21 protein-coding genes and 1 tRNA gene are annotated in these 26,160 nt (G+C 69.2%); 6 read left to right on the top strand and 16 right to left on the bottom strand.

Translation table 11 applies throughout. The features are described 5' to 3' along the window. The first annotated feature begins 45 nt into the window (after positions 1–45). Entirely contained in the window at positions 46–1,680 is a 1,635-nt protein-coding gene (locus tag ACY0MJ_RS17500; protein WP_462639819.1) for a GMC family oxidoreductase, read from the top strand. Between the two features lie 12 nt (positions 1,681–1,692). Here ACY0MJ_RS17500 and ACY0MJ_RS17495 read toward each other — a convergent pair whose 3' ends face one another. From ACY0MJ_RS17495 to ACY0MJ_RS17465, 7 genes are all read right to left on the bottom strand, one after another. Continuing rightward, on the bottom strand, positions 1,693–3,003 hold the full coding sequence (locus ACY0MJ_RS17495) for a capsule biosynthesis protein (protein ID WP_462639818.1): 1,311 nt from the start codon (positions 3,001–3,003) through the stop codon (positions 1,693–1,695). Positions 3,004–3,055: 52 nt separating this feature from the next. Next, a complete protein-coding gene (locus ACY0MJ_RS17490) occupies positions 3,056–5,176 on the bottom strand; it encodes a capsular polysaccharide biosynthesis protein (protein WP_462639817.1) in 2,121 nt (706 codons plus the stop codon). Then, positions 5,173–6,144, bottom strand: coding sequence for a CgeB family protein (locus ACY0MJ_RS17485; RefSeq protein ID WP_462639816.1), 972 nt, complete (start codon positions 6,142–6,144; stop codon positions 5,173–5,175). The genes ACY0MJ_RS17490 and ACY0MJ_RS17485 overlap by 4 nt, the downstream gene beginning before the upstream one ends. Positions 6,145–6,560: 416 nt before the next feature. Further along, positions 6,561–8,360: a polysaccharide biosynthesis/export family protein gene (locus ACY0MJ_RS17480; protein WP_462639815.1), complete on the bottom strand. Its 1,800-nt coding sequence runs from the start codon at positions 8,358–8,360 to the stop codon at positions 6,561–6,563. Positions 8,361–8,375: 15 nt separating this feature from the next. After that, complete coding sequence (locus ACY0MJ_RS17475; RefSeq protein WP_462639814.1) at positions 8,376–9,542, bottom strand: chain-length determining protein; 1,167 nt, start codon at positions 9,540–9,542, stop codon at positions 8,376–8,378. After that, positions 9,539–10,204, bottom strand: coding sequence for an ABC transporter ATP-binding protein (locus ACY0MJ_RS17470; RefSeq protein ID WP_462639813.1), 666 nt, complete (start codon positions 10,202–10,204; stop codon positions 9,539–9,541). Before ACY0MJ_RS17470 ends, ACY0MJ_RS17475 begins: the two co-directional genes overlap by 4 nt. Beyond that, on the bottom strand, positions 10,201–10,959 hold the full coding sequence (locus ACY0MJ_RS17465; RefSeq protein WP_462639812.1) for an ABC transporter permease: 759 nt from the start codon (positions 10,957–10,959) through the stop codon (positions 10,201–10,203). The genes ACY0MJ_RS17470 and ACY0MJ_RS17465 overlap by 4 nt, the downstream gene beginning before the upstream one ends. Positions 10,960–11,457: 498 nt before the next feature. On the opposite strand from ACY0MJ_RS17465, the gene ACY0MJ_RS17460 reads away from it, so the two are divergent. Together ACY0MJ_RS17460 and ACY0MJ_RS17455 are read left to right on the top strand one after the other, a co-directional pair. Continuing rightward, complete coding sequence (locus ACY0MJ_RS17460; protein WP_462639811.1) at positions 11,458–12,216, top strand: sulfite exporter TauE/SafE family protein; 759 nt, start codon at positions 11,458–11,460, stop codon at positions 12,214–12,216. A gap of 23 nt (positions 12,217–12,239) precedes the next feature. Continuing rightward, a complete protein-coding gene (locus ACY0MJ_RS17455) occupies positions 12,240–12,779 on the top strand; it encodes a DUF2946 family protein (RefSeq protein WP_462639810.1) in 540 nt (179 codons plus the stop codon). Between the two features lie 46 nt (positions 12,780–12,825). On the opposite strand, the gene ACY0MJ_RS17450 is transcribed toward ACY0MJ_RS17455, so the two are convergent. Then, on the bottom strand, positions 12,826–13,749 hold the full coding sequence (locus ACY0MJ_RS17450; protein WP_462639809.1) for a c-type cytochrome: 924 nt from the start codon (positions 13,747–13,749) through the stop codon (positions 12,826–12,828). Positions 13,750–13,879: 130 nt separating this feature from the next. On the opposite strand from ACY0MJ_RS17450, the gene ACY0MJ_RS17445 reads away from it, so the two are divergent. Then, positions 13,880–13,955: transfer RNA gene (locus ACY0MJ_RS17445), tRNA-Arg, on the top strand. 18 nt (positions 13,956–13,973) lie between these two features. Here the strand turns inward: ACY0MJ_RS17445 and ACY0MJ_RS17440 are convergent. The 5 genes from ACY0MJ_RS17440 to ACY0MJ_RS17420 are packed head-to-tail and all read right to left on the bottom strand — an operon-like array spanning position 13,974 to position 19,590. After that, on the bottom strand, positions 13,974–14,906 hold the full coding sequence (locus ACY0MJ_RS17440) for a TauD/TfdA family dioxygenase (RefSeq protein WP_462639808.1): 933 nt from the start codon (positions 14,904–14,906) through the stop codon (positions 13,974–13,976). A 44-nt stretch (positions 14,907–14,950) separates the two neighbouring features. Then, complete coding sequence (locus ACY0MJ_RS17435) at positions 14,951–16,033, bottom strand: ABC transporter substrate-binding protein (protein ID WP_462639807.1); 1,083 nt, start codon at positions 16,031–16,033, stop codon at positions 14,951–14,953. A 13-nt stretch (positions 16,034–16,046) separates the two neighbouring features. Further along, complete coding sequence (locus tag ACY0MJ_RS17430) at positions 16,047–18,032, bottom strand: acetoacetate--CoA ligase (protein ID WP_462639806.1); 1,986 nt, start codon at positions 18,030–18,032, stop codon at positions 16,047–16,049. After that, positions 18,029–18,775, bottom strand: a complete 747-nt coding sequence (locus ACY0MJ_RS17425) for a CoA-transferase (RefSeq protein ID WP_462639805.1) — start codon at positions 18,773–18,775, stop codon at positions 18,029–18,031. The genes ACY0MJ_RS17430 and ACY0MJ_RS17425 overlap by 4 nt, the downstream gene beginning before the upstream one ends. Then, positions 18,772–19,590 (bottom strand): CoA transferase subunit A, encoded by an 819-nt coding sequence (locus ACY0MJ_RS17420; protein ID WP_462639804.1) that lies wholly within the window; start codon positions 19,588–19,590, stop codon positions 18,772–18,774. The genes ACY0MJ_RS17425 and ACY0MJ_RS17420 overlap by 4 nt, the downstream gene beginning before the upstream one ends. 43 nt (positions 19,591–19,633) lie before the next feature. Between ACY0MJ_RS17420 and ACY0MJ_RS17415 the strand changes: the two genes are divergently transcribed. Continuing rightward, entirely contained in the window at positions 19,634–21,058 is a 1,425-nt protein-coding gene (locus tag ACY0MJ_RS17415) for an aminotransferase-like domain-containing protein (RefSeq protein WP_462639803.1), read from the top strand. A gap of 1 nt (position 21,059) precedes the next feature. Here ACY0MJ_RS17415 and ACY0MJ_RS17410 read toward each other — a convergent pair whose 3' ends face one another. From ACY0MJ_RS17410 to ACY0MJ_RS17400, 3 genes are all read right to left on the bottom strand, one after another. Continuing rightward, positions 21,060–21,995 carry a tripartite tricarboxylate transporter substrate binding protein gene (locus ACY0MJ_RS17410; RefSeq protein WP_462639802.1) on the bottom strand — a complete coding sequence of 312 codons (936 nt, stop codon included), beginning with the start codon at positions 21,993–21,995 and terminating at the stop codon, positions 21,060–21,062. 150 nt (positions 21,996–22,145) lie between these two features. Next, positions 22,146–22,853 (bottom strand): glutathione binding-like protein, encoded by a 708-nt coding sequence (locus tag ACY0MJ_RS17405; protein WP_462639801.1) that lies wholly within the window; start codon positions 22,851–22,853, stop codon positions 22,146–22,148. A 32-nt stretch (positions 22,854–22,885) separates the two neighbouring features. Then, the gene (locus tag ACY0MJ_RS17400; protein ID WP_462639800.1) at positions 22,886–24,001 is read right to left on the bottom strand and encodes a PepSY-associated TM helix domain-containing protein; all 1,116 of its coding nucleotides are present in this window, start codon (positions 23,999–24,001) and stop codon (positions 22,886–22,888) included. Positions 24,002–24,056: 55 nt separating this feature from the next. On the opposite strand from ACY0MJ_RS17400, the gene ACY0MJ_RS17395 reads away from it, so the two are divergent. Continuing rightward, positions 24,057–26,150 (top strand): TonB-dependent siderophore receptor, encoded by a 2,094-nt coding sequence (locus ACY0MJ_RS17395; protein ID WP_462639799.1) that lies wholly within the window; start codon positions 24,057–24,059, stop codon positions 26,148–26,150. Positions 26,151–26,160 lie beyond the last annotated feature (10 nt).

The raw sequence follows: 26,160 nt of genomic DNA, 5'->3' as shown, positions 1-26,160 counted from the left end.
CGCTCGCGGGAGAGGGCCGCGGCGAGGGCCCGCGAGGAGGGGACATTGAGCGACACGAGTTTCGACTACATCATCATCGGCGCGGGCACGGCGGGATGCCTGCTCGCCAACCGCCTCTCCGCCGACCCGAAGCAGCGCGTGCTGCTGATCGAGGCCGGCCCGCGCGACGACTACCACTGGATCCACATCCCCGTCGGCTACCTGTACTGCATCGGCAACAAGCGCACCGACTGGCTGTACTACACCGAGCCCGACGAAGGCCTGAACGGCCGCAAGCTGCGCTATCCCCGCGGCAAGACGCTGGGCGGCTGCTCCAGCATCAACGGCATGATCTACATGCGCGGCCAGGCCCGCGACTACGACGGCTGGGCCGAGCGCACCGGCGACGCGAGCTGGCGCTGGGAGAACTGCCTGCCCCACTTCCGCAAGCACGAGGACCACTACAAGGGCGCCGACGAACTGCACGGGGCGGGCGGCGAGTGGCGCGTGGAGCGCCAGCGCCTGCGTTGGGACGTGCTGGACGCGTTCGCGCAGGCGGCGCAGGAAGCGGGCATCCCGCACACCGAGGACTTCAACCGCGGCAGCAACGAGGGCGTCGGCTACTTCCAGGTGAACCAGAAGAACGGCTGGCGCTGGAACACGGCCAAGGCCTTCCTGCGGCCGGCCTGCTACGGCCGGCCCAACTTCGAGCTGTGGACCGGCGCGCACGTGGGCCGGCTGCTGTTCGACACGCTGCCCGACGGCACCCACCGCTGCACCGGCGCGGAGGTGTGGACCGGGACCGAGATGGTCCGCGCCCAGGCCGCCCGCGAGGTGCTGCTGTGCGCCGGCAGCATCGGCTCGCCGCAATTGCTGCAGCTCTCGGGCGTCGGCCCGGCGGACCTGCTGCGGCAGCACGGCATCCCCGTCGTGCACGACCTGCCGGGCGTGGGAGAGAACCTGCAGGACCACCTGCAGATCCGCGCCGTCTACAAGGTCGACGGCGTCACGACCCTCAACACGCTGGCCAACAGCTGGTGGGGCAAGCTGAAGATCGGCATGGAGTACGCGCTCAAGCGCAGCGGCCCCATGAGCATGGCGCCTTCGCAGCTGGGCGCGTTCACGCGCAGCGGGCCCGAGCAGCCCTGGCCCAACATCGAATACCACGTGCAGCCCCTGAGCCTGGACGCCTTCGGCGAGCCGCTGCACGGCTTCAACGCCTTCACGGCCAGCGTCTGCAACCTCAACCCGACGAGCCGCGGCTGGGTGCGCATCCGCAGCAACCGCTTCGAGGACGCGCCGGCCATCGCCACCAATTACCTGAGCACGCCCGAGGACCGCAAGGTCGCGGCCGACTCGCTGCGCGTGACGCGCCGCATCGCCGCCCAGCCGGCGCTGGCGAAATACAAGCCGCAGGAGTGGAAGCCGGGCCCGCAGTACCAGACCGACGAGGACCTGGCCCGCCTGGCCGGCGACATCGCCACGACGATCTTCCACCCGGTGGGCACCACCGCCATGGGCCGCGACGACGACCCACGCGCCGTGCTCGACTCGCGCATGCGCGTGCGCGGCATCTCGGGCCTGCGCGTGGTGGACGCCGGCGCCATGCCCACGATCACCAGCGGCAACACGAATGCGCCGGTGCTGATGATGGCGGAGAAGGCGGCGGAGTGGATCGTGGGGGATGCGAGGCGGGGCTAGCGCCTGCCGGCCTCAGCTGGGAAGCGAGGGCGATTCGACGGATCGGATCACCACGCCGACAGGTGCCTCCATCCATTCGGGCGCCGGTTCGGAATGTTGCACCCGCGGGATCTGCGCGGTATCCAGCTGCAGGAACGGGACGCTCGCATCGTGGGAAGTCGAAACGTACGCCAGGCCCGTGCGCGACACCGCACCCTTCAATCGCCTGTAGAAGCTGCCGTTGATCTGCGTCTGCTGGATCAGCCGCGCCCTGAAGTGTGCGTAGAGTTCACGGTCGGGCCTGCTGTCCGGGGCCGCCTTCCAGAATTCGTCCAGCTCGCCCTGGTAGGTGAGTCCGGGCATGTCGTACATGGCCTTGCCGCAGACGAACGTGGGAGCACCATGGTGAAGCGCAGACAGGCCCACCGTGCTGTTCACGACCACGACGCCCTGGGCATGATCGAGCAGGCTGGGCAGGTGCTGGTCGTGGATGTAGAGCACGCGGTCCTCCACGCCGTGGTGCGAGGCGAGGTCGCGGATCAGGCGACGGTAGTCCCGGTATCCGCGGTCCATGGGATGGTGCTTGAACACCAGGATGACGCCGGCCTCCGCGTGGCGCGCGAAGGAGGAAAGCGTGCGCTGGATGAAGCTCTCGACGCCGTCCAGGTCGGCATGCACGGTGAGCTGGGCATCGTTGAAGACCTGGAGCGGGACGAGGAAGTAGCGCCGGCTGAAGTCGGTGGTCAGCCGCTCCTGGATCCCGCGTTCCCGCCAGGCGTACCAATGCTTCCGCCAGGCCGCCCGGATCCAGGGCAGCGCTTCCCGGATCATGAGGGGGCGATGGTGCTCATAGTGCGGGAAGAAGCGCCTGCCCATCGCACCGAAGGTGAAATAGAGGAAGCCGTACCAGACCATCGCCCAGTACGCGTTCCCGACGAGGCGCCGCGCCGGGATCGCCGGCGGCTGCGAGCGGTACGCCTCCGGCTGGCGGGGCATGCTGGAATACCCGTTCACGCCGCTGCGCTCGAGCGTCACGTAGTCGGGGCGCACGTAGCCTTCCTCGAAGACGCCGATTTCCAGCCCCATCCGGGTGGCGACATCATGGGCGGCCTGGTGCACGGGCCGGCAATCGCCGAACAGGAAGACGGTATCGATGCGAAGGCGTTCGAGCCTGCCCCGCAACCACAGCGGCCAGTCCGCCATGGTGCCGCGGTAGTTCAGGGCCCCCTTCCGGAAGAACAGCCAGTCGCCGGCATTGAAGTTCACCTTGAAGACCTCGGCGCCGGCCGCACGGAGGTCGGCCGCGAAACGGGCGAAGAAGGGGCCCACCGGGCCCTGGAGCAACAGAACCCTCTTGCCGGAATACGCCTGAAGTCCTCGACTGATCATTTTCTTCTCACCCTCTGCGCAGCCATGCGTGCGTCAGGACCTGCAGTTTCCTGGACTGCCGCCGCACGAAGCCAACCCTCAAATTCTCCAGCCTGCCCCTCGCCTCCAGCGCATTCCGCGCCTCGATGATGCGCCGGATCACGGCTTCGCAGCTTGTATAACCCTTGAGCTGCCAATCCCAATACAGCGGATAGCGAAGCAATGCGCCCGCAACCAATTCGTCGACGGAAAGCCTGCGGGTGCGGCGCGCGAGCGCCACACCATCCGCCATCCGGTCCTCGGTCAGCCCCCATCCCGCGTAGAAAGGCTGGCCGAAGGTAACGACCTTCTTGCCCCGAAGCAAGGCATCGAACCCGGTGAGCGACGTCATCGTGTGGACCTCGTCGCAGGCGTCGATGCAGCTGATCACCGACAACCGGGTCTCCACGTGGTCGGCGAAGCGGCGCGCCTCCGCCAACGCGAGCTTCCCGTCGCGGTTCCCGCTGCTGACGTCGGGGTGCGGCTTGTACACGATGAACGCGTCCGGCCGCGATGCACGGACGGCCTGCAGCAGGCCCAGGTTCGTGCGGACCTGGCCGCAGCCCAGGCGGATGGACGCATCGTCTTCCACCTGGCCCGGCACCAGCACGATCGACCGCCCCTGGGCCGCCCACCGTGCGCTCGTCCGGGGCTCGATGTTGTACTTCGTGATCCCGTGGCGGACCATCAGCTCGCGAACGCTGCCCGCGGCCGCCAGTTCCGCGTCGCCGAACCGCGCGGTCTGGAGGATCTGCTCCAGGCCGGATGGCCGGGTGGGGTCGAAATAGATGCCGGCCTCGTCGAGCACGAGCGACATCGGCCGGATCAGGTCGGACCCGAGGCCCACCGACCGCACGAATCCGTCCTCCATCCGCACGGCTCGCGCCCCGGAGGCGTCCGCCAGATCGAGCAGCCCCGCCGGCGGGGTCGCGCCCCAGAACACCAGGTGGTCGCCCGGGCGTGGCTGGATGCCCCGCGCGTCCGCCACCGTCGGCACGAATTCCACCTGATGCCTGTCCAGCGACAGCATGGGATGGAGGTTCGCGGCCTTCCAGCGCCGCAAGCCGACGCAGATGACGCGCGCAGGCCGGTCGGCCACGCGAAGGCGTGCCGCCATCTGCTTCTGCCGGACCAGCCAGTCGATCACGTCGAAAATGCTGCCCGGCGCATGCGCGACCGGATCCAGGTAGCGCGTGTAGTGGAAATAGGCGGCGGCGAACAATTCGTCGACGGAGCGTCGCCGGATGCGTCGTGGACAGGGAAGGCGGTCATCGGTGACGCCCCACCCCGCATACCATGGCAGGCCGAAGCAGGTCACCGGCTTCCCGGCGAGCAAGGCTTCGAAGCCCATGGTGGACGTGACCACATACACCCGGTCCATCTGTTCGACCAGGCTGAGCGGGCTGATCGCGTCGCGCAGGACCACGGTGCCCGCGTCCTCCGGCACATTCGCCAGGTAGCCCCGCTTCCTGCCCGAGGTCACTTCGGGATGGGTCTTCACGAAGATGGTGGCGCCGGGATTTTCCGCCCTCGCCGCCGCAAGCATCGACTCGAAGGTCTCGCGCGTCGCGCCGCCGAGGGACACGCTCAGGTCACCCGCGGTCTGGTCCACGACCAGCACGTTCCTCGGACATCCGGGTTGCGCCGACGGGGAAAAGGCGGGCGGCGGCACCCAATCGGGAGCGTGGTTGTACTTGCTCAGGCGGTGGCCAAGAAGCAGTCCCTTGGCACGACGGGCGTCCTCCGCCACGGGGCCCAGGAGGTCCTCCTCTGAATTGAGGAGATTCTCCAGGGCGCTCGGGCGTGTCGAGTCGTAGTAGATGCCGACGTCATCGACGACCAGGGCGAGCGGGGGAAATGCGTCCCCGGTACCGTAGGACCGCAGGAAACCGTCCTCGAGCCGCACGGCCTTGCTGCCGCCCATGCGCGCGTAGGCGCTGGCGCGGTACGCGCTCGGCTTCGCGCCCCAGCCGAGCCACACGGTGTCGGCGCCATGCCTCCAGGGGAATACTCCGATCGCCGGGCGGCGGCCGAGCAGGCCTGGCAGCCAGCCGGCTCGGGCAAGCCCGATGTTCCAGATCGGGACCCGTGGGGCGCAGACCTCGATCACAAACCGACCACCGAGGAAATCCGCTGCAATCGCCGGGCCCAGGTGTGGTCACGCAGCACGTAATCCGCCCCCGCGCGTGCCCGCTCCAGGTCGTCGGCGCTGGGCCCGTCGCGGCGGAGACGCCCGAACAACTCCCGCGCCTCCTCCGGCGTCGAGATGACGTGGCAGAAATCCTTGAACATCGTGTCGACGGAGAGCGCCGGGGACGTGGCGACGATCCCGCCGCAGGCGAGGATCTCCACCAGCCGCCGCGAATACATGGTCGGCGAGTCCTCCACCGTATTCACGTTCAGCGAGACGACGTAGTCCTTGTACAGCTGGGCGGTCTGCGCATGCGGGACCGAGGCTTGCACGGTCAACCCGGGCAGGGCGGGGTAGCGGTAGTGCGCCGCCTTCCGGTTCGAGTTCCGGTCATAGGCGGCCAGCCCCAGGCCGGTGCCGCTGGCGGCCTCGAAGGCCATGTCCTGCCACTGGCGCCTCCGCGCGTGGATGTGATGGCTGTAGCTGCCCACGAACGAGGCGCACCGGTGCTTGAAGTCGAAGCCGGTGAAATGATGGGTGGCGGGCTGCACCGGGAACATCAGCGTGTGGACGGAGGCTTCCGGCCCCATCACGGCCTTGTAGCGGGGAATGCAGTTGGAATCGACCGTGAACACATGGTCGAACAGCTTCGCGCTGTCGATGAAGCGGTCGAAGTGGACCGAGTCCTCCTTGTTCCAGAAGACGGTCGGGATGCCGAGGTCCCGCGCATGGCTGACGAGGTCGCGAAGGGCCGCGTTGGTGCGCCGGGGATGATCGGGGTAGCGCGCGATCTTGTACTTCCAGGCGCCCCTGCCGGCATTCCATGCCGATTCCACCAGCAGCAGGTCCGGGCGGTGGAGCTTCAACTGGAGCTTGTACGTCAGCGGGCACAGGCTGCGGACCCGCGTCTGCGCGGTGAGGCACGCGTGCGTGAGTTCGTCGGCCACCAGGGCGACGCTGAGCCCGTCCGCGGGCCCGCCGGCGACTCGCCGCAGCAGGCGCGCGACCAGGGAATCCGGAATGCCCTCGTCCGAGCGCGGCCGAAATCCCCTCATACGGGGCGTCCGCAAGACCATCGCACCACGATTCGATCACCTCGCCTTCCAGGAGGCCTCGAACGGCGCGCCGGGAGGCACGAGCACGACAGAGCACCCGCGCGACTGCGCGCGCCATCGGGGCGAAACACAATGGATTGCCTCGCGGGCAGGCGCATCGGCCCGGCCGCACGATCCATGCAAGCAGCTGTATTTATTGCATCAAGACTGATTGTCCGTGAGTGTGCGAATGATATCGCTTCACGCACATCCCCCAAACGGGGGCTCGCCGCGGCGGGCATATGGCAGCACTTCCCTTCCTCGCTGGGTCAGAGACCCAGCACGACCTTGGCGCTCACGGCGATCTGATACAGGATCTGCGTCATGTCCTTCCAGATCTGGCGGGACTTCACGTCGATCTTGGGGAGCACCAGGATTTCGTCGCCGGGGCGAACCTGCAGGTTGCCGGCGTCGGCGGTCTGCATGAAACCCCCTTCCGCGGGTTGCACGAAACTGCCATCGCGCCGGGCGACAACGATACGGGCAGAGTCGGCGTTCTGGGTGTAACCACCTGCCCGCTTTACGTAATCTTCCAGCCCGAGGCGGCGGTCGTACGCCACCGCATTGGGAAACAGGACCTCGCCCGACACCAGGACCAGCCCGTCGCGCGTGGGCACGCGCAGGACGTCGCCGCTTTCCAGCAGCAGGTCCCCTTGCGTCTCGGCCTGCGAGATCACCACCTGGCCCGAAGGCTCGATGGACCGGGCGCGCTCCACCCATTGCAGGATCAGGTCCGCTTCCTCCTTGCGCAGGCGGGCCTCGTCGCTGGTGCCGGAACGGGCGGTGAGCGCCGCCGTCTCCAGCGACTTGAGCGAGGTGGCCAGCATCTGCTTCTGCCGCTCCTTCACGCTCTGGCGGAACAGCTGCAGGCTTTCGCGGTCGGAGCGGTCGGAATACCGGATGTGCTGCAACAGCTCGCCCAGGCGTGTTCCGTAGGGCAGCACGTATTCCTGCGGGCTCAGGTGCTCGCCTTCCACGCGCACGGTGATGCTCCCCGGCTTCTTGTCCGCGGTGAATTCGAGCTCGTCGCCGTTCTGCAGCGGCACCCGGCTGGCGTCGCCGAGGGCGTAGTACTCGATGTTCTTCACCGGCCCGGTGTTGCGGATCACGCGCACGTGCGTCGCCGAGGGGTCGGGCTTGGCCAGGTTCACGATGTCCGCGACGGAACGGCCCACGCCGTCGAACTCGAAGCGCTTGGCGTTGGCGGCCAGGCCGCTGACCCGCACCGTGCTGTGGCGAGGGGCCACGAAGATCACGTCGCCGTCGGCGAACTGGATCAGGGGCATGGTGCCCCGCAGCAGGAAGTCGTACAGGTTCACCTGCGTCCGCACCTGGGAACCCCGCTTGACCTGCACGTCCAGGAAGGAGCCGCGGTCGGGATCGATGCCCCCGGCCTCGTCGAGGTAGTGCAGCAGGCTGTCCATGCTGGTCCCGCTGTACAGGCCCGGCCGGTTCACGAAGCCGCCGACGAACACGCGCACGGGCTGCGCCGCCGCGAGGCTGGCGTAGCTGTAGACGTTGTTGCGGAAGGTGCGGGCGACGGCCGCTTCCACCAGCTTCTGCAGGTCCTGGTTGCGCACCCCCAGCACCGGCACCGGGCCGGCGTGGGGGATGAAGATGTTCCCGCGCGGGTCCACTTCCAGCGGCTGGTCGAACTCGAACGCGCCCCACAGGCGCACCTGGATGCGGTCGCCCACGGCGATGACGTAGTCCGGGTTGAAGCGCGCCGCGCCCTCCCGCGCGAAGGCGCCGGAGAACAGGTTGGCGCCGAACACGTCGCTGCGCAGGTTGGCGCTGTAGTCGATGACCTGCGCAGGCGCTCCCGTCCGCGGATCGACGGTGGACGCGGGCGGAATGGTGGGAGTCGCCGGCACGCCCGGCTGCTGGAGCCCCGCCGGGCGGAACGGCGGTGCCGTCGCCGCCGCGGCGGCGGCCGCCGAAGCGGCGGTCTGCGGCTGCAGCGCGGGCGTCGGCGCGGTGCTCGATCGCAGCGCATCGACGCTCTGGGCCCCGGCGCTGCCGGCCACCAGCAGCGACAAGGCAAGGAGGGAGAGCAGTTTCTTGATCATGGTTGTTGGTGTCCCTCAGTCCGCGTGGTCACGGATGATCGCCATCAGCAGGTGCGCCACGCCCGCCACCAGCATCGCGATCAGAACGGAGATCAGCGTGTTGTAGAGCCGCCGGGGCTGCACCGGGTACTCGGGCATGGTCGGCGCCTCCATCACGGACATCTTCTTGATGGTGCGGATGGCTTCGACGCGGCCGCGCTCGAGGGCGACGAGGGCGGTCTTGTACACGTCGTCCGCGAAAGCCGCATCCGCTTCCAGCCGCTGGAACTCCTCCACCGTCCGATTCAGCGAGGCTCCGGTGGGCGCCGCGAGGCGTGCGCGCTCGCGGGCCAGCTGCTTCTCGATCGCCCCGATCTGCTGGTTCAGCATCACGATGTTGGGATGATCGGCTACGAGGTAGGCCTGGAGCGAGGCGCGCTGCGTCTGCAGGTCGATCCGCTGCGCCTCCAGCCGGGCGACGATCGCGGCGATGGCCTCGGCCGTGGCCTGCGGCGAGACCAGGCCCTTGCGGTTCTGGTACTCGAGGACGGCGCGCCGCGCCGCCAGGGCCCGCGTGTTCATCGCGAGCACCTGCTGCTCCAGGAACGAGACCTGCGCCCGTGCCAGGTTGTGCGCCTTCTGGTTCATGAAGCGCTCGCCTTCCTGCACCAGCATCGTCGTGATCGCGTGGGCCATGCGCGGGTCGAACGCCTGCGCCTCGATCATCAGCACGCCGGAATAGTCGTCGTACTCCACGCTGACCCGCGACAGGTAGTAGTCGTGGAAGGTCTCGATCGCGCCATCCTTCGACCACAGGCGCGAAAGCGGATCGCGCGAACCGTCGGCGTAGTGCTCGCGCAGCTTCAGCGCCGCGTCGAGCTTGCGCAGCATGTCCACGGACAGCAGGTGGTCGCGCAGCAGGAGCTGGTCGGCCCGGTTGCCGTTGGCGGCACCGGCGAGCAGGCTGGAAAAGTCCATCGTCTGCCCGCCGCTCAGGTCCGTGCGCTCGATGAGCACGTGGGCATGCGACACATACCGGTCCGACGCGATCGCCAGCCAGTACACGGCCGCGAGCAGCGAGGCGATCACGGCCGCGCCGATGATCCGCCGGCGCAGCAGGGCCGGCGCCATCTCGCTGTGCAGCCAGTCGAAGGCCCGGGCGCTCCAGCGGGCGAAGGTGGATTTCTTGATGGTGTCGATCATGAGGACAGGCTGTCCTTGTAAGCTTTCAGGGCGTCGTCGATCTGGTCGAACCAGTGGGCCTGGCCGTCATGGATCCAGACCCCGGCCTGGCAGAACTGGCGCAGCGTGCCCTCGCCGTGCGAGACCATGATGAGGCCCGACCGGTCCGCGAGGCCGCGAAAGGCGGCGGCGGCCTTCTTCCGGAAGGCCGCATCCCCCGCGGCGGTGACCTCGTCGGCGATGTACACGTCGAACTCGAACGCCAGCGAGAGGGCGAACTGAAGCCGCGACCGCATGCCGGAGGAATAGGTCTTGATCGGTTCGTCGAACGCGTCGCCCAGTTCGGAGAACTCCTGGACGAAGGCGACCTTCTCCGCGATGTCGTGGTCGTGGCCGTGCACGCGGCAGACGAACTTGGCGTTCTGGCGGCCGGTGAGCGAACCCTGCAGGCCGCCCCCGAAACCCATGGGCCAGGAGACACTGCAGTCGCGCGTGACCTTCCCGCGCGTCGGCTCGTCCACGCCGGCGATGATGCGCAGCAGCGTCGATTTTCCGGCTCCGTTGGCGCCGATGAGGCCGACGTTCAGGCGCGCGGGAATCTCGAAGCTCACGCCGCGCAGCACCCACTTCCCGGGGCCGTGGGGCGTCCGGTAGCGCTTGTGAACGTCCTGCACGGAGATCATTGGCTCGCCAGGCGCAGCGCGAAGCGGCGATGAAGGGCCAGCCCGACGAACACGGTCGTGAGTGCGAACCCGTGCAGGTACGACAGGCTGACGCCGGGGATCATGTGGTAGTGGCTGGCGAACCCGGCCCGGGCCGCCTCGAGCCCGTGCGCGATGGGATTGAGCATCAGCCAATCGCGATAGGGCGGGGGCACCAACGCCAGCGGGAACATGACTCCCGAAACCAGGTACAGCGGCATCATGACCAGCTTGATCACGCGGCCCGCTTCGGGCACCAGTTCGGTCACGACGGACGCGGTCAGGCCGAAGCCGAGGCCCAGCAGCCACAGGGAGGAGAACGCCTCGATCACCAGCAGTGGATCGTCCGGCACCACGTCGTGGCCCAGCAGGGCCGCGGCCGCCAGTTGGACGGCGGCGATCACGGCCATGAGGAAGCCCTCGAGCACCCCCCTGACCAAGGTCGTGTCCACGGGCTTCACCTGGCGATAGGCGAACAGCGCCTTGTTGGCGCCCAGCGCATTCATCACCTGCGTGCCCGTGCGCCGGAACATGAAGAAGGCCAGCAGCCCGACGAGGATCCAGACGACCGTGTCGATGCCGCCGACGGTGCGGACCCGGACCACCGTGAAGATGAAGACGAGGTAGGCTGCGTGGAAAGCGGGCTCCGCGACCAGCCAGAACCAGGCCGCACGCGCGAAGAACAAGCGCGCCAGCGACTCCCGCAGGAACAGCGCCTTCCACACGGAAAGCGTCACGGCCAGATGCGAACGCGCGGCCTCCATGGCTACGTCCCCGCGCCTTCCGGATGGCCGCCTGCGCACGAAGCTGCCGCTGCAGGAGCTGCCTTGTTCACCCCACCTCTGCTACTACATTTGGAGCCCGCAAGTCTAACGCACGGCCCGCATGCGTCCCTGCGGGCCACCCCCGGGCCGGCGGGGAAACGGCAGGGAAAGTCCGCATGCGGCGGGCCCTTGCCCGCAGTTACAGTGCGTCCACTCGCGCCGCGCCCCCCGGGGCCCGGCAGGACGAGGGACCGAGGAGACAAACCCCGAAAGAACACGAACACCGTCGCGGCCCGTCACGGGTCCGCACTGGAGCGCCGCCGATGCGGCGCTTTTTCTTTGGTGCCGCCCCTTGTTCGCCGCCCCGGCAGGCCCCGTATTTCCGCCAGGTGAAGCCCGCGAGATCCCGCTTTTTCTCACGCGCGAGTGGTAGCCAGGGAACGCACCGGCGCGGATGACACAATCGCCGCGATGGATTTGCTGCTGGTATCGCTGGCCTCGGTGCTGGCCGGGTTCGTCGATGCCATCGTGGGCGGCGGCGGGCTGGTCCTGGTCCCCGCCCTCTTCGCCGTCTTTCCCACCACGCATCCCGCCACCCTCTTCGGGATCAACAAGAGCGCCTCGGTGTGGGGCACCGCGTTCGCCGCGCGCCAGTACGCGCGCCGGGTCGAGATGGACTGGCGCGCGCTGCTGCCGGCCGCCGCGGCGGGCTTCATCGGCGGCTTCGCGGGCGCGTGGGCCGTCACCGTGCTGCCCTCGGAGTTCCTGCGCAAGCTGCTGCCCATCGTGCTGCTGGGCGTGCTGCTGTACACGCTGGCAAGGAAGAACCTGGGCCACGAGCACGCGCCCAGCCTCGCGGGCCGCGCGCAGACCTTCGCGGCCTGTGCGATCGGCCTGGTGCTCGGCTTCTACGACGGCTTCTTCGGCCCCGGCACGGGCAGCTTCTTCGTCTTCCTGTTCGTGCGGGTGCTGGGCTACGACTTCCTGCACGCGTCCGCGGCCGCCAAGCTGCTCAACACGGCGACCAACCTGGCGGCGCTGATCCTCTTCGCGCTCAAGGGCCACGTGTGGTGGCACTACGCGCTGGCGCTCGCCGTGGCGAATGTGGCGGGCAGCCTGATGGGCACGCACCTCGCGCTCAAGCATGGCGCCTCGTTCGTGCGCGTCGTGTTCATCCTGGTGGTGAGCGCCCTGATCCTGAAGACCGGTTACGACGCCTTCCTGCGCTGAGGGCCGCGGCCCATAATGTCCCGATGGACGACATCGTTCGCCAGGCGATCGCCAAGTGGCCCAACGTGCCGCACTGCTACGGCTGGCTGGGGCTGGACGAACGCGGCAACTGGTACATGCGCGACGACCGCGTGCAGGCCGCCGGCCCCTTCCCGCAGGCCAAGGGCTCGCTGCTGCGGCACGAGAAGCTGGTCGAGTTCATCCACCGCAACTACGAATGCGATGCGCAGGGCCAATGGTTCTTCCAGAACGGCCCGCAGCGCGTGTACGTGGAACTGCAGGCCACGCCCTGGATCTGGCGCCTGTCCGCCGACGGCGGCATCACGAGCCACACGGGCGTGGCGGCGCAGGTGCAGTCCTGCCTGGTCGACGAGAGCGGGCGGCTCTACCTCGCGACCGAGCGCGGCCTCGGCCTGGTGCACACGCAGGACATCGTGCAGGCCTCCGAGGCCGTGGAGGCGGGTCGCTGGCGGCCGGAAGAAGTGCGCGCCGACGAGCTGCCCGCGCGCTTCGGCTTCGTGCGCAGCCCGGCGGCCGGGCAAGCACCGACGCCGGCACCATGAAAAAACCGGCCGCGCGGGCCGGTTTTCTCCGGGGCGTCCTGCCCTTTTATTTCACGGCACTGACCATGTAGTCGACAGCAGCCTTGACGTCGGCGTCGGACGCGTTGCTGCCACCCTTGGGCGGCATGGCGCCCTTGCCGTGCAGCGCGATGTTGTAGACCTCCTGCATGCCCGCGGCCAGGCGCGGCGCCCACGCGGCCTTGTCGCCGTACTTCGGCGCGCCGGCGACGCCGGTGCCGTGGCAGACGGCGCAGGTCTGCTTGTAGAGGGCCTCGCCCGCGCCGCCGGCGGCGGCGGTCTGCGGGGCGGCGGGTGCCGGGGCGGCAGCCGGGGCCGGAGCCGGAGCGGCGGCGGTTGCGGCAGGCGCGGGCGCCGCGGCCGGAGCAGCAGCGGCAGGGGCGGCAGCAGGAGCGGCGGCCGTCGTCGCGGCAGCGCCCGCCGCGGGTGCGGCCGGCTCGGTGAAGTGCGCACCGGCAGCGTTGGCCATGTAGGCGACGGCACGCGCCACCTCGGTGTCGTTGAAGTCGCCGCCCGCCTGCGGGGGCATGGCGCCCTTGCCGTGCAGCGCGGACTGCACCAGCGCGTCGAAGCCCGTCTTGATGCGCGCGGCCCAGGCGCCGGCATCGCCGAACTTTGGCGCGCCGGCCACGCCGGCCGTGTGGCAGGTCGTGCACTGGGCCTTGAAGACCTGTTCCCCGGTGGCGAGCGGCCGGTTGGCGTCGCGGATCTCGACGGTGCCGACCTTGCGGATGCGTTCGGCGACGCCGCGCTCGAGCTCCTGCTCGGTGACGCCGCTCAGCACGTACTTGTCGACCTGGTTGACACCGGACGGCTTGGTGCCGGTGGAGACGTACGCCACGAGAGAGACGATCACGAAGACCGGAATCAGGAAGGCGAACAACACCGCGATCAGCAGTTGCTTGGGGGTCTTGATCGGGCCCGTGTGGGCTTCTTCCAGCGTGTCGCTCATGGCGTCCTCAGGTGATTCGCGTTATCAGATCAACCGAAGATTATAGCGAGCGCCCCTCGCGGTCCCTGGCGGCACGGCCGCGCGCGGACGTCGCCGCCGCGCTTCGGCGATAATGCGTGCTCGCACGAATGCGGCTGTAGCTCAGTGGATAGAGTATTGGCCTCCGAAGCCAAGGGTCGTGGGTTCGATCCCCGCCAGCCGCGCCAGTTTTCCCTCGGCACCTTTCAGCCGTCGTAGCCGGGGCCTCCCGCGTCCCGCAACCACAGGCGCACCAGGTGGCGCTTGTCCACCGGGTGGTCCACGAATGCGGTGCGGCGGTGGCACGTGCCCAGGTTGTTCACGAACTGCATGTCGCCCGCCGCCATGGTGAAGTGGTGGCACAGCCCCGGATCCGCCAGCACATCCTTGAGCAGCCCGATGGCACGCGCTCCCGCCTCGTCCAGCGCATTGCCGGGAAGCTTGTACGCATTCAGCAAGGGATACAGGCCCATCCGCATCTTCAGGTCCCCGTCGAACACCGCGAAGATGGGCGCGCTGAGCACACCGGGTTCGGTGGGGGCGTGCTCCTTCTGGCGGTCGAACAGGAAGGGCTGGTAGAGGCGCGCGAGCGCCTCCGGGTGGCGGCGCCTCAGCTCGTTGTGCACCGTGCGGATGCTGGCGACGCCGCTGCGGCCACCTTCCACGGCAGGCTGCAGGCACAGCAGGCCGACGTATTCGGGCGGGCACACGCTGTACGCGTTGTCGTTGTGGAAGTACTGCTCGATGTTCGTCTTGTCCGGCCGCACGCCCGACCCTGGCAGCGCCTCCCGGCCCGTGTCCTGGACGTCGTACACCAAAGTTCCATCCAGCTTCTGGGCCACGGGGCGGGCGAGCAGGCTGGACAGCAGCCAGTACGCCGCCGTGCTCGCCTCCTTTCCCCACTCCCGGACGGGCAGGCCCTGGAGGAGGACGAAGCCACGCCCCTGCTGGAGTTGCCGCCTGATTTCGGCCATGAAGCCGCGCGCGCTTTCGAGGGCAAAGTCCTGCACCCGCAACTCGCCGGGACGGGCGACGTCCGCCCCCGCCTGCGCCACGGCGGCGCGCAGTTCCCGCAGCACTTCCGCGGGCAGGTCCTTGCGCCACTCTTCGTCACGCAGTTCGCCGGCACGCCAAGCCATGGACCCCGCGAATTCGGGAATGACCGAATGGGAGGCCACTGCGCTCATTGCATCGCCTCCAGGCAGCGTTGCAGCGGGCCGCGATCGATCCAGGCTTCGACATCGAAGTCCGCCTCGACGAAACCGTGGTCCAGCAGGAATTTCTTGTGCGACTCGAGCCCGCGCACCATGGCATCGTCGAGCGAAGGCGTCAGCAGCAGGTGCGACTTCGGCCCGTAGGCGGCGTCGGCCCATTCGTAGGATGTTCCTACCTCGTTCGCGAAGGACTGCACCGTCGGCACCCGGTTGGACTTGCTCCATTCGGCGGCCTTCACGACCTGCGCCATGTAGCGGTCGACGAGGTCTGGCCGTTCCCGCAGCAGTTGCGCGCTCACGGTCAACGTGGCCGGCTGCTGGTTGCTGCCACGGACTTGCGGATCCGGGTGGTCCCCGAGGCTCGCGACGTCGCGTGCGCCCAGGAACTCGCGCATCCACAGGCCGGCGGCGCCGCTCACGTAGATCGCCTCGACCGTGCCCCGGATGATCGCGAACGGCTCCACCTGCTGGCGTCGGGCGCGATGCCCGCCGCTCCACAACTGGCCGCTGCTCGATTCCTCCGTGTCCCCCATGTAGGTTTCGGTGATCGGCAGGTCGACGAATTCGACCTCGCCCGGATCGACGCCGCCCAGAGCGAGCGCGGCGTGGGCGCCGCGCAGCGACATTGCGCGGAAGAAATCAATCTTGTCGTTCACGCGGCGCGGAATGCCGATCCGGCGTCCCCTGAGGTCCTTCGGCTGCACGATGCCGGTCTCGGGCCGGGCAATGATCGCCTGGTACTCGTCGACCCAGGTGAGGCCGATCAGCTTCGTGTCCTGGCGCTGAGAGTAGTTCCAGATCGGTGGGGTACTGCCCCCGTGGCGGAACGAGTCGGGCTGCCTGTGGTCGAAGTGCGACTCGCGCACGTCCCGGCTGGTGGATGCGCGCAGCGACAGGACGGAGATGCCGTCCGGCGCGAATTCGCGGTCGAACAGGCCTTCCTGGATGGCCAGGCCGGTTGCTGTGGGAACCGGGCAGCGCGTGTACCAGAGCCGTTCGATCGCGCGCGTGCCCTGGCGGGCGGAAGAGGGCGTGGCGGTGGTGGCGAACATGGAGTCTCCTGCGTCAAGGCGCCAGGGGCGCGGTTTCGGCTGCCGCGGCCCCGAAGGCCTGGAAGGCGGCAAGCGCGTGCGGGTTGACGAGCGCGGCGACGTTGCGCACGGGCTCGCCGTGGATGGCGGCGCGGATGGCGGCCTCGGAACACTTGCCGCTGCTCGTGCGCGGCAACTCGGCGACCGGAAAAATGGCTTCCGGCACGTGCCGCGGCGATGCGCCCTGCGCGATGGCTTTGCGGACACGGCTCTGCAGCGCTTCGTCGAACGCCACGCCCGGCGCGAGCACGACGAACAATACGATCCGCGACGCGGTGCCGCGGCGCTGGTCGACGGCTGCGCAGTCGAGGATGCCGGGGAAGCCGACCAGCTGCGAGTAGATCTCCGCGGTTCCGATGCGGATGCCGTTGGACTTGAGCGTCGCATCGGAGCGGCCGTGGATGATGAAACCGCCCTGCGGCGTGACCTCGGCCCAGTCGCCATGACGCCAGACGCCGGGGAACACGTCGAAATAGGCCGCATGCATGCGCGTGCCGTCGTCGTCCCCCCAGAAGCCGAGCGGCATCGACGGAAACGGGCGCGTGCACACGAGCTCGCCGGGTCGCCCACGCAAGGGCCGCCCGTCATCGTCGAACACGTCGACTGCCATCCCGAGCGCCGGCGCCTGGATCTGGCCCGGGAAGCAGGGGCCGGTGGGATGGCCGCCGACGAAGAACGAGATGATGTCCGTACCGCCGGAAGGCGAGGCCAGGTGCACGTCGGGCTTCACGCGCGAGTGGACATACCTGGCCGTATCGGCCGACAGGGGCGCACCGCCTGCGGAAATGCTGCGCAGCGCGGCGAGGTCGTGCGTGGTCGCGGGGTGCAAGCCGCTGCGCGCCCAGTGTTCAATCACCGGTGGCGCCAGTCCGAGCAGGGTCACGCGTTCGCGCGCCGTGATGTCGAGGATGGCGGAGGCCGGATGCAGCGGCGAACCGTCGTACAGGACGATGGCGGCTTCGCAGGCCAGCCCGGACATCAGCGAGTTCCAGAGCATCCACCCGGAGCCCGTCACGCGGAAGATCGCATCGCCCGGCTTGACGTCGAACTGCAGCAGGTGATCGGCGAAATGCTTCATCAACGTGCCGCCCGCGCCGTGGACGATGCATTTCGGACGCCCCGTGGTGCCGGACGTGTACAGGATGTACAGGGGATGCGCGAACGCGAAGCGCTCGAACGGGAAGGGCGCGCAGTCTTCACGGTCGAGCACCTCGCGCCACCGCGAGAACGCCCGCCATTCTGGGGGCTCGTCCCCTTCCGCCACGTAATCGACCGCGAGCACGTGGCGCAGCGTCGGCAGAGCGGCGGCGATCTTCACGCCCTTCGCCCGGGCGTCGTGAATGCGACCACCGTGGCAGGCGCCGCTGGACGTGACCAGGAGCACGGGCTCGATCTGCGAGAAGCGGTCGATGGCGGCGTCCACCCCGAGCTCGGTGGAGCAGATCGTCCACACCGCGCCTATCGACGCGCAGCCGAGCATGCCGATCACCGACTCCGGCGTGTTGGGCATGAAGGCGGCGACACGATCGCCCGCCTGCACGCCCATCCGCCGCAGCGCGCGTGCCATGCGCGCTGCCTCCGCCCGGAGCGCATCGGCGCTCAGGCGCACGGCGGCCCCCGCTTCATTGCAGAAGGCAACCGCGGTCACGTCACCGCTGCGGCGAAGCAGGTTTTCGGCGAAGTTCAGGCGCGCGCCAGGAAACCAGCGCGCCTGCCGCATCGGCCCCCGCTCATCCAACGCCGGACCGTCGCCCCGTTCGCCGATCACGCCGGCGAAGTCCCAGAGCCCCTCCCAGAACTCACCCATGCGGGCCAGCGAAAAGTGGTGGAGGCTGGCGTAGTCCGGCAGCGAAACCTGGTGGCGCCGCTCCAGCATGCGCGCGAACGCGGTCACGTTGGCGCCGGCGATGTGCTCGGGCGTCGGCGCCCAACTCGGTGTGAGCGACGCGGAACCCCTCATGTCTGCGCTTCCGCCGCGCGCAGCCTGGCGGCAAACGCGGGGTACGTGGGCTCGAGCGCATCGGCGACGGGACCTCGGAGCAGCGCGCGCTCCTCCGGTGTCGCGGGAGGCGTCTGCGGCGGCTCGATTCCGTCGAACTGGAAGGCGAAGCCCGTTTCGCTGCGGATGTCCGCCAGCGTGTTGCCCCCGTGCAGGCTTTGCAGGCGGAAGCATTCCGCGTCTCGGATGTAGCGGAACACGCAACGGCTGGTGATCAGCGCCGAAGGTCCGCCCGAGCGGGCGACCCGCGCCGGGCTGGTGCCGGCGGCGCTGACGTAGTCCACGCGGGGCACCATGACGCGCTGCGAATGTTCCTCGCGCACGAGCACGACGCGACGCACGACCGAATAGAGGTAGGGAGAGCCGAAGTTGCCCGGCCACCGGACAGACAGCTCCGGGTAGGCCCCGCGCCCCATGAAGTTGAGGTTCCCTTGGCCGTCGATCTGGCCGCCGCCCAGCAGGAAGCCGTCGATCCGGCCCTGGGCGGCGGCTTCGAACAGTTCGCGTCCGCCATCGGAAAAGAACAGCTGCTGGCGGCTGCCCAGGATGGTCACGCGCGGCTCACCGTGCATGCGCTGGGCGAGCAAGGCGCCGGCGGCGTGCAGCGCGCCGTCGGAACCGACGGCCACGTGTTTGCAGCCCGCGAGCTCACGGCCGATCACGGCCGGGAGGAAGAACACGTCGGGTTGGACCGAGCCGCTCATTGGCGCGCTCCCGCCATGAAGACTTCCTCCAGGTAGCGAGCGAACCCGCTCTCGGTGCGCGCCGCCTCGAAATACGCCCGCATTTGGGCCGGATCGCCCGGCGCTTCGCGGCCCGCATCGAGCGGCCATGCGCCGCCCGGGCAATGGGCGACCGCCTCGACGTAGACATTCGACAGCGCTCCGTCCTCGTACAGCGGGGTGTTCATGAGGTCCCCTTCGAAGATGCGCTCCACCGTCACGAGGGTTCGCTGCGCCGCGTGCGCCAGCTGGGCGACTTCGCGGCGCCGTCCGACCCAGACGTTTCCATGACGATCCGCCAGCGGCGCGTGGAACAGGGCGATTTCGGGCCGGATGGCCGGAACCAGCAGCACGTCGTGGTCGGGATCGAACGGGTCCGCAACGACCTTCCAGTCGCTGCGCCGCTCCACCACGCCCGAGCCGATGACGCCGGCGATGGGCGTGAACGGGATGCCCTTTTCGGCGGCGGCGAGCCCGTGGAAGATCACGGGACAGGTGGAGTCGTCGACCTTCAGGCGCCCCGCCCGCATTGCCGCCGAGAAGCGAGGCGGCGTGCCCAGCTCCGGCATCAGCATCGCGCCGCACTCGAGTTCGCTCACGCACCCCGCCCCGATAAGGATGTCGGCCTGCATGCCATTCGAGGGCACGACCAGCAGCCGGAGGTGGCGGCGGCCGGCGCGCACGAGGCGCCGGGTCACCTCCATCGCCGCGCCGGAGAAGAACGCGTTGAAATCCGCGGGGATGGCGAGGTGCGTGCCATCGGGGATGCGGGCGACCAGTTCGTCGATGGTGATCATGGTGGGCGCAGTAAGATTTTCCGTGCAACTGTAGGGGTCACACGTGGACGCTGCCAGGGCCAAGAGAGGCCAAGACGAGCAAGCCAAGCCGCCCGCCACCGGCGCATTCGTGCTGAGCCGGGGACGCCTCGATCGCGCCCGTGGCGAGCCCGTCTATCGACAGATTTACCTCACCATCAAGGAAGCCATCCTGGCGGGCACGTTCCCGGACGGCGCGCGCCTGCCTTCCTCGCGCAGCCTGGCCACGCAGCTGGGCCTCTCGCGCACCACCGTCGACCTGGCCTACAACCTGCTGGCCGGCGATGGGCTGGTGCTGGGTCGCACCGCCCGGGGCACCCTGGTGACCAGCGGCGGCCGGCGCAACGCGCCCGCCGAGCGCAGCCGCGTCGCGGAGGAGGCACGCGAACTGCAGCCGCTCGATCCCGATGGAGCAGCCATCGACCTGTTCCCGCGCAAGGCGTGGTGCCGTCTCGCCACGCGTCATGCGAAGACGCTGCTGCCGGAAGACATGGTGCCGCACGATCCGGCGGGCCACCCCCGCTTGCGCGAGGCCATCGCGAACCGGGTCCGGCTGGTCAGGGGCCTCTCCTGCGACGCCGAACAGGTGTTCGTGACGGCGGGAAGCGCGGGCGCCCTGATGCTGATCGGGCTGGCACAGGGACATCGCCGCGAGGTCCTGGCCGATGAACGCGCGCTCTGGGCGGGCGCCCGTCGGGGCCTGGAGGCCCTGGGGCGGCGCATCCTCCCGCTCTCGTTTGAGAACCGGAGCATTTGCACGCCACCCCCGGCCGGCCTGGCCGTCTGTTGCGCGGGAGACTTCGCCTTCTCAGGCGAACCCTGGGACGATGGCGCTCGCGACAAGCTCGCCGAATGGGCGCGCGAACACGATGCGTGGCTCGTGGAGGACGACCGCGACATGGACCTTTACCTGGACGGTCCGCAGCACGCCGTGCTGCCGCGCAGCCGGGCCGGCGACCGCTCGATCTATCTCGGGTCGTTCGAGCGCAGCCTGTTCCCGGAGGTGGGCTGCAGCTTCGTCGTCGTGCCGCACCAGATGGTGGACCGCTTCGCGGAGGCGAGCGTCGCCCAGCCCTTGCGGGTCCCCTTTCCCCTGCAGCGGACGCTCTGCGACTTCATCATCCAAGGCTACATCGGGCGCCATGCGAACCGCCTGCGGCGAGCTCATGCCGAACGGCGCAAGCTGGCCCTGGCAGCATTGCGCAAGGGCTCGCTCACGCGCTCGTTGCGGTTCGAAGGCGCAGGGTCGTACCTGGTCGCCTCGCTGGCGGGATGGCGCCGGCCCGAAGCCGCCGCGGAGGCGCTCGCACACGCGCGGCTCGGCGCCCGGATCGTGCGCCGCGCTCCGGGCGAAGCCTTGCTGGTGGTGGGCTATGCGGCCGCTGCAAGAGACAGGCTTGCAGCGGCCATCGCGCGCCTGGACGACGTGTTGTCCGGCGCGCTGCGCTAGATCACTGGAGCTTGCCGCCGAGCGACTTCACGAGCGCGGCCCACTTCTTCATGTCGCCTTCGATGAAGGTGTCAAATTCCACGGGCGTGGAAGCGATCGGGGTCATGCCCTGGGTCGTCATCCAGGAGGCGACCGCCGGATCCTCCATGGCCTTCTTGATGTCCCGCTGGATGCGCGTGAGCACGGGAGCCGGCGTGGCGCGCGGCGCGATCACGCCGAAATAGCTCTCCACGTTGAAGCCCTTCACGGCATCGCCGAGCGGGGCGACATTCGGGAAGCCGGGCAGACGCTGGTTGCCCGCCGGGGCGAGCAGCTTCACGCGGCCCGCCTGGACCATCGGCAGCTGCGAGATGAAGGAGTCGAACAGCAGCGTGAGACGGCCCCCGATCAGGTCCGTCTGTGCCGGCGCGCTGCCCTTGTAAGGCACGTGCACCAGGTCGATGCCTGCCATCTGGTTCAGCATGAGGCCGGCGAGGTGGGACGTGGAACCCACGCCCACCGAGCCATAGCTCAGCTTCTTCGGATGCTGCTTGGCGTACGCGATGAGCTCGGGCACGTTGCCGACGGGCAAGTCGGGCGAAGCGAACAGGCCGATCGGAAGCGTGCTGAGCTGGGTGACGCCGGCGAGGTCCTTGCGGGTGTCGTACGGCAGTTGCGGCAGGATGCTCGGGTTGACGGCGAACGATGGGATCACGAGTCCCAGCGTGTGGCCGTCCGGTGCCGCCTTGGCGACGACGTCGGTTCCGATGACCGTGCCGCCACCGGGCTTGTTCTCCACCACCACGGGCTGTCCCCAGGCCGCCTGGAGGCGCTGCGCCAGCATGCGCGAGAGCGCATCCGCCGACCCGCCGGGCGGGAACGGCACGATGAAGCGTACGGTCTGGCTGGGAAAGGTGTCGGCCATCGCCAGCGGCGTCGCGGCCAAGAGCGCCGGCATCAGCGCGAGGAGGCGTCTCCTGCAAATCATCTCGTCGTCTCCATTGGCGCATGCGGCGCCTGATGCCTGGCATGCTAGGTAGGGCCGCGAGGCGGTCCTACGGCCAACTGCGACCAAAACTTGCAGGCCAACGCGCTCCGGGGCGCGGGTTCACCCTTCCCTCTTCGGGATCTCCAGTCCGCGCACGACTGCCGGCCGCGCCACGAATGTCGCGAGCACGCGCTGCACTTCCTTGAAGCTGTCGAAGCCGACCAGCTCGCCCGCGCCGTAGAAGTCCGCCAGGTTGCGCACCCACGGGAAGATTGCGATGTCGGCGATGCCGTACTCGTCGCCCACCATCCACTGCCGGCCCTTCAGGTGCCCGTCGAGCACGCCCAGAAGGCGCTTCGCTTCGTTGACGTAGCGGTCGCGCGGGCGCTTGTCTTCCCAGTCCTTGCCGGCGAACTTGTGGAAGAAGCCGACCTGCCCGAACATGGGCCCGATGCCGCCCATCTGGAACATCAGCCACTGCAGCGCCTCGTAGCGGCGCGCGCCCTCCTTCGCCAGCAGCTTGCCGCTCTTGTCGGCCAGGTACACGAGGATCGCGCCCGATTCGAACAGGGCCATCGGCTGGCCGCCGGGCCCGTTGGGGTCGAGGATCGCCGGGATCTTGTTGTTCGGGTTCAGCGACAGGAACTCGGGCGAGTTCTGGTCGTTGTTCTCGAAGCCCACGCGGTGCACCTCGTAGGGCAGGCCCGTCTCCTCCAGCATGATCGACGCCTTCACGCCGTTGGGCGTGGGCAGCGAATAGAGCTGGATGCGGTCGGGCTGGCGCGCGGGCCACTTGCGGGTGATGGGGAAGGCGCTGAGGTCGGTCATGGAATCCTTCTTCTTCGATGGGGCCCGCCAGCTTACGCGCTCGCGCCGCTGGCCGTGCGCGCGAGCGCGGCCGCCCGCGCGGACCGGCGCCGCCACCACAGCACGATGCCGCTCGCGCCCAGCGTCGCCAGCGCGAGCCCCGAGAGGCCGGCGACGATGGTGTGCGGCGTGCCCCCGAGCACGCCGATGTGCAGCGGGTACACGATGTTCACCAGCCGGTTGCCCGCATCGAGCGCGTCCCAGCGCGCCACCTTCAGCACCTCGCCGCTGGCCGGGTGCAGCCACACCGAGGACAGCCCGTTGGGATGCGGCTCGCCGGGCGTCTTCAGGCGCACGCGAATGGCTTGCTTCACGCTCGCCGGCACCTGCACGTAACCCACCATCGCATCCGGGAAGCGCGCGTGCGCCGTTGCGACGATGCGATCCAGGTTGGCCGGATCGGTGGCCGGCGCCACGGCTGAGAGGCTCGGCGGCTTCACTGCCCGCTCGCCGGCCGCCGCGGTGACGAAGGCGCGCAGCGGCGTCCACGCCATGTAGGCGCCGCTGGCCACCGGGACGAGCAGCAGCAGGCCCAGCAGCGAGCCCACCACCTTGTGCAGGTCGAGCCAGGTGCGCAGCGCCCCCGCGCGGCGTTCGACACGGAACGACGGCGGCCAGCGGCGCGGCCACCAGAGCGCGAGCCCGGTCGCGAGCATCACCACGTAGCTCGCGGCGGCGCTGGCGAGCACGGCCTTGCCGACGTCGCCGAGCAGGAGCGCGCTGTGCAGCTCGAACAGGACGTTGAACCAGCCTTCGGTCTCGCCGCGCCGGCCCGTCTCGCGGCCGGCGGCATCGAAGTAGACCGTGCCGTCCCACGGCCCGCGCACGAAGACCCACAGCGTGTCGCCCGGCGCGCGCGGCGGCCGGAAGGTGAATCCGGCCTCGGGCCCGAACTCGTGGCGCAGCCGCTGCCGCGCATGTTCCAGGGGCGAAGCGATGGCCTGCACTTCGGCGGGCTGGGCGAACAGGCCGGGATGGAGCGCCTCGTCCAGCGGCCGCGCGACCGTGAGCAGCGCGCCCAGCAAGGCGGTGAACACGAGCAGGCTGCCTAGGGTGAGGGCGAGCCAGCGATGGACCTGTACCCATGTCGCGCGCAGGGCCGGCCTCATCGGTACGTTACACTCCAAACAAGAATAATTCGCATTGGCATTCCGATTCTAACGAATGAAGAAACTCCCTCGCTTCCCCCGCGCCCCGATCGCCCTCGCCGCTTGCGCCCTGGTCTGGCCGGCCGTGCAGGCCCAGACCGCCACCGTCACGCTGCCCGAAGTCCGGGTCACCGGGCAGCAGGGCAGCTTCACTTCCAGCAAGGTCCAGGTGGGCGCCTTCCGCGATGTCGACCCGATCGACGTGCCCCTGACCAACAACGTGGTCACGCGCGAAGTGCTCGACGCCCAGGGCGCGCGCACGCTCTATGACGCCCTGCGCAACACGGCCGGGGTCACGCGCTCGCAGCTGAGCGGCTCGACCTACGACAACATCTCCATCCGCGGCATCCTGGTGGAGAACCGGGGCAACTATCGCCTCAACGGTTCGCTGCCGATCATCAACCTGATCGACATCCCGCTGGAGAACAAGGAGCGGGTGGAAGTGCTCAAGGGCTCGTCGTCGCTCTACTACGGCCTGGTGCCGCCCAGCGGCGTCGTCAACTTCGTGACCAAGCGCGCGGGCGACACGCCGGTCACCAGCTTCGAGACCTCGGTCAACCAGCACGGCGGCGCCGACGCGCACGTCGACATCGGCCGGCGCTTCGCCGGCGGCGACATGGGCCTGCGCCTGAACGCCGTGGCCGGCAAGCAGGACATCGGCATCGACAACTACAGCGGCGACCGCAGCCTGCTGTCCGCGGCCTACGACTGGCGCGTCATGCCTGGCTTCAACCTCAAGGCGGACCTGGAGCACTACCGCAAGGACGTGAGCGAGCAGGCGGCGATCCGGCTGCTGGATGCCGTCGGCGGCCGCATCCCGTTGCCCGCCATCCCCGACAACAAGACCAACCTCGCCGGCGAGTGGCAGCACTACGACGCCCACGCGACCAACGCCCTGCTGCGCGGTGACCTGGCACTGGGCGACACCTGGTCGCTGACCGTGGAGACGGGCCGGGCGGAGACGGTGCGCGACCGCCGCTTCTCGCAGTTCCGCGACTACGACCTCACGACGGGCGAAGGCCAGCTGGAGATCTTCTTCGCCGACGGCCAGCGCTACACGAACACCAACCACCGCGTGGAGCTCCTGGGCCTGTTCGGCAGCGGCTTCGTCCAGCAGGAACTGACCCTGGGCTACACCTACAACCGGCGCAACGCCTTCTCGGGCGACTCCGCCCCGAACGCGCTGGTGCCGCAGAACCTGTACGACCCGCGGCCGATCCCCGAGATGAACCCGGCGCTGACGCGCCCCGGCACCAACTCCACGATCCGCGACAAGGGCCTGTACGCCTTCGATCGCATCTCCTTCGGCGAACGCTGGCAGCTCCTGGCGGGCCTGCGCGCGTCCGACTACAGCAACGAGAACGTCAACTCGCGCTACAGCACCGACGACGTCTCGCCCAACCTGTCGCTGCTGTACAAGGCCTCGCCGGACACGTCGATCTACGCGAGCTACCTCGAGGGCCTGGAGGAAACCGGCACCGCGCCGGCCAGCCGCGCCAACTCGGGCGAGATCCTGCCGCCCGCGGTGAACAAGCAGAAGGAGCTGGGGATCAAGACCCGCGCCTGGAGGAACATCTTCGCGCAGGCGGCCCTGTTCCAGATCGACCGGCCCCAGACCACGATCGACGCGGCCAACCGCTTCGTGCTGGGCGGCAAGAGCCGCTACCGCGGCCTGGAGCTGTCGGCCAGCGGCGAGGTCACGCCGCGCCTGTCGGTCGTCGCCTCGGCGCTGCTGCTCGACGCGGAAATCGTGCAGGTCGGCGCGGCCAACGCGGGCGAACTGGGCAAGACCCCGGAGAACACGCCGAAGCGCACCTTCAGCCTGTTCGGCGAGTACCGGCTGCCGCAGGTCGCAGGCCTGTCGCTCAACGCGGGCCTGTTCCACGTCGGCGAACGCGCGGTCAACAACCTGAACCAGGCCTACGTGGGCAGCTACACAACGCTGTCGCTCGGCGCCCGTTACCGCACCCGCATCAGCGGGCACGACGTGATCTTCCAGGCGAACCTGGACAACGCGACCGACCGCGATTACTGGGCCACCGCCGGCAACGGCCTGCTCGGCACCGGCGCGCCGCGCACCCTGCGCGTCGGCGCCCGCATCGACCTGTAGTCCCTGAACG

It is taken from the genome of Ramlibacter sp. bp-362 (genome assembly GCF_054956735.1).
The sequence above is the reverse complement of the archived record's forward strand: the minus strand, read 5'-3'. Positions and strand labels throughout refer to the sequence as shown.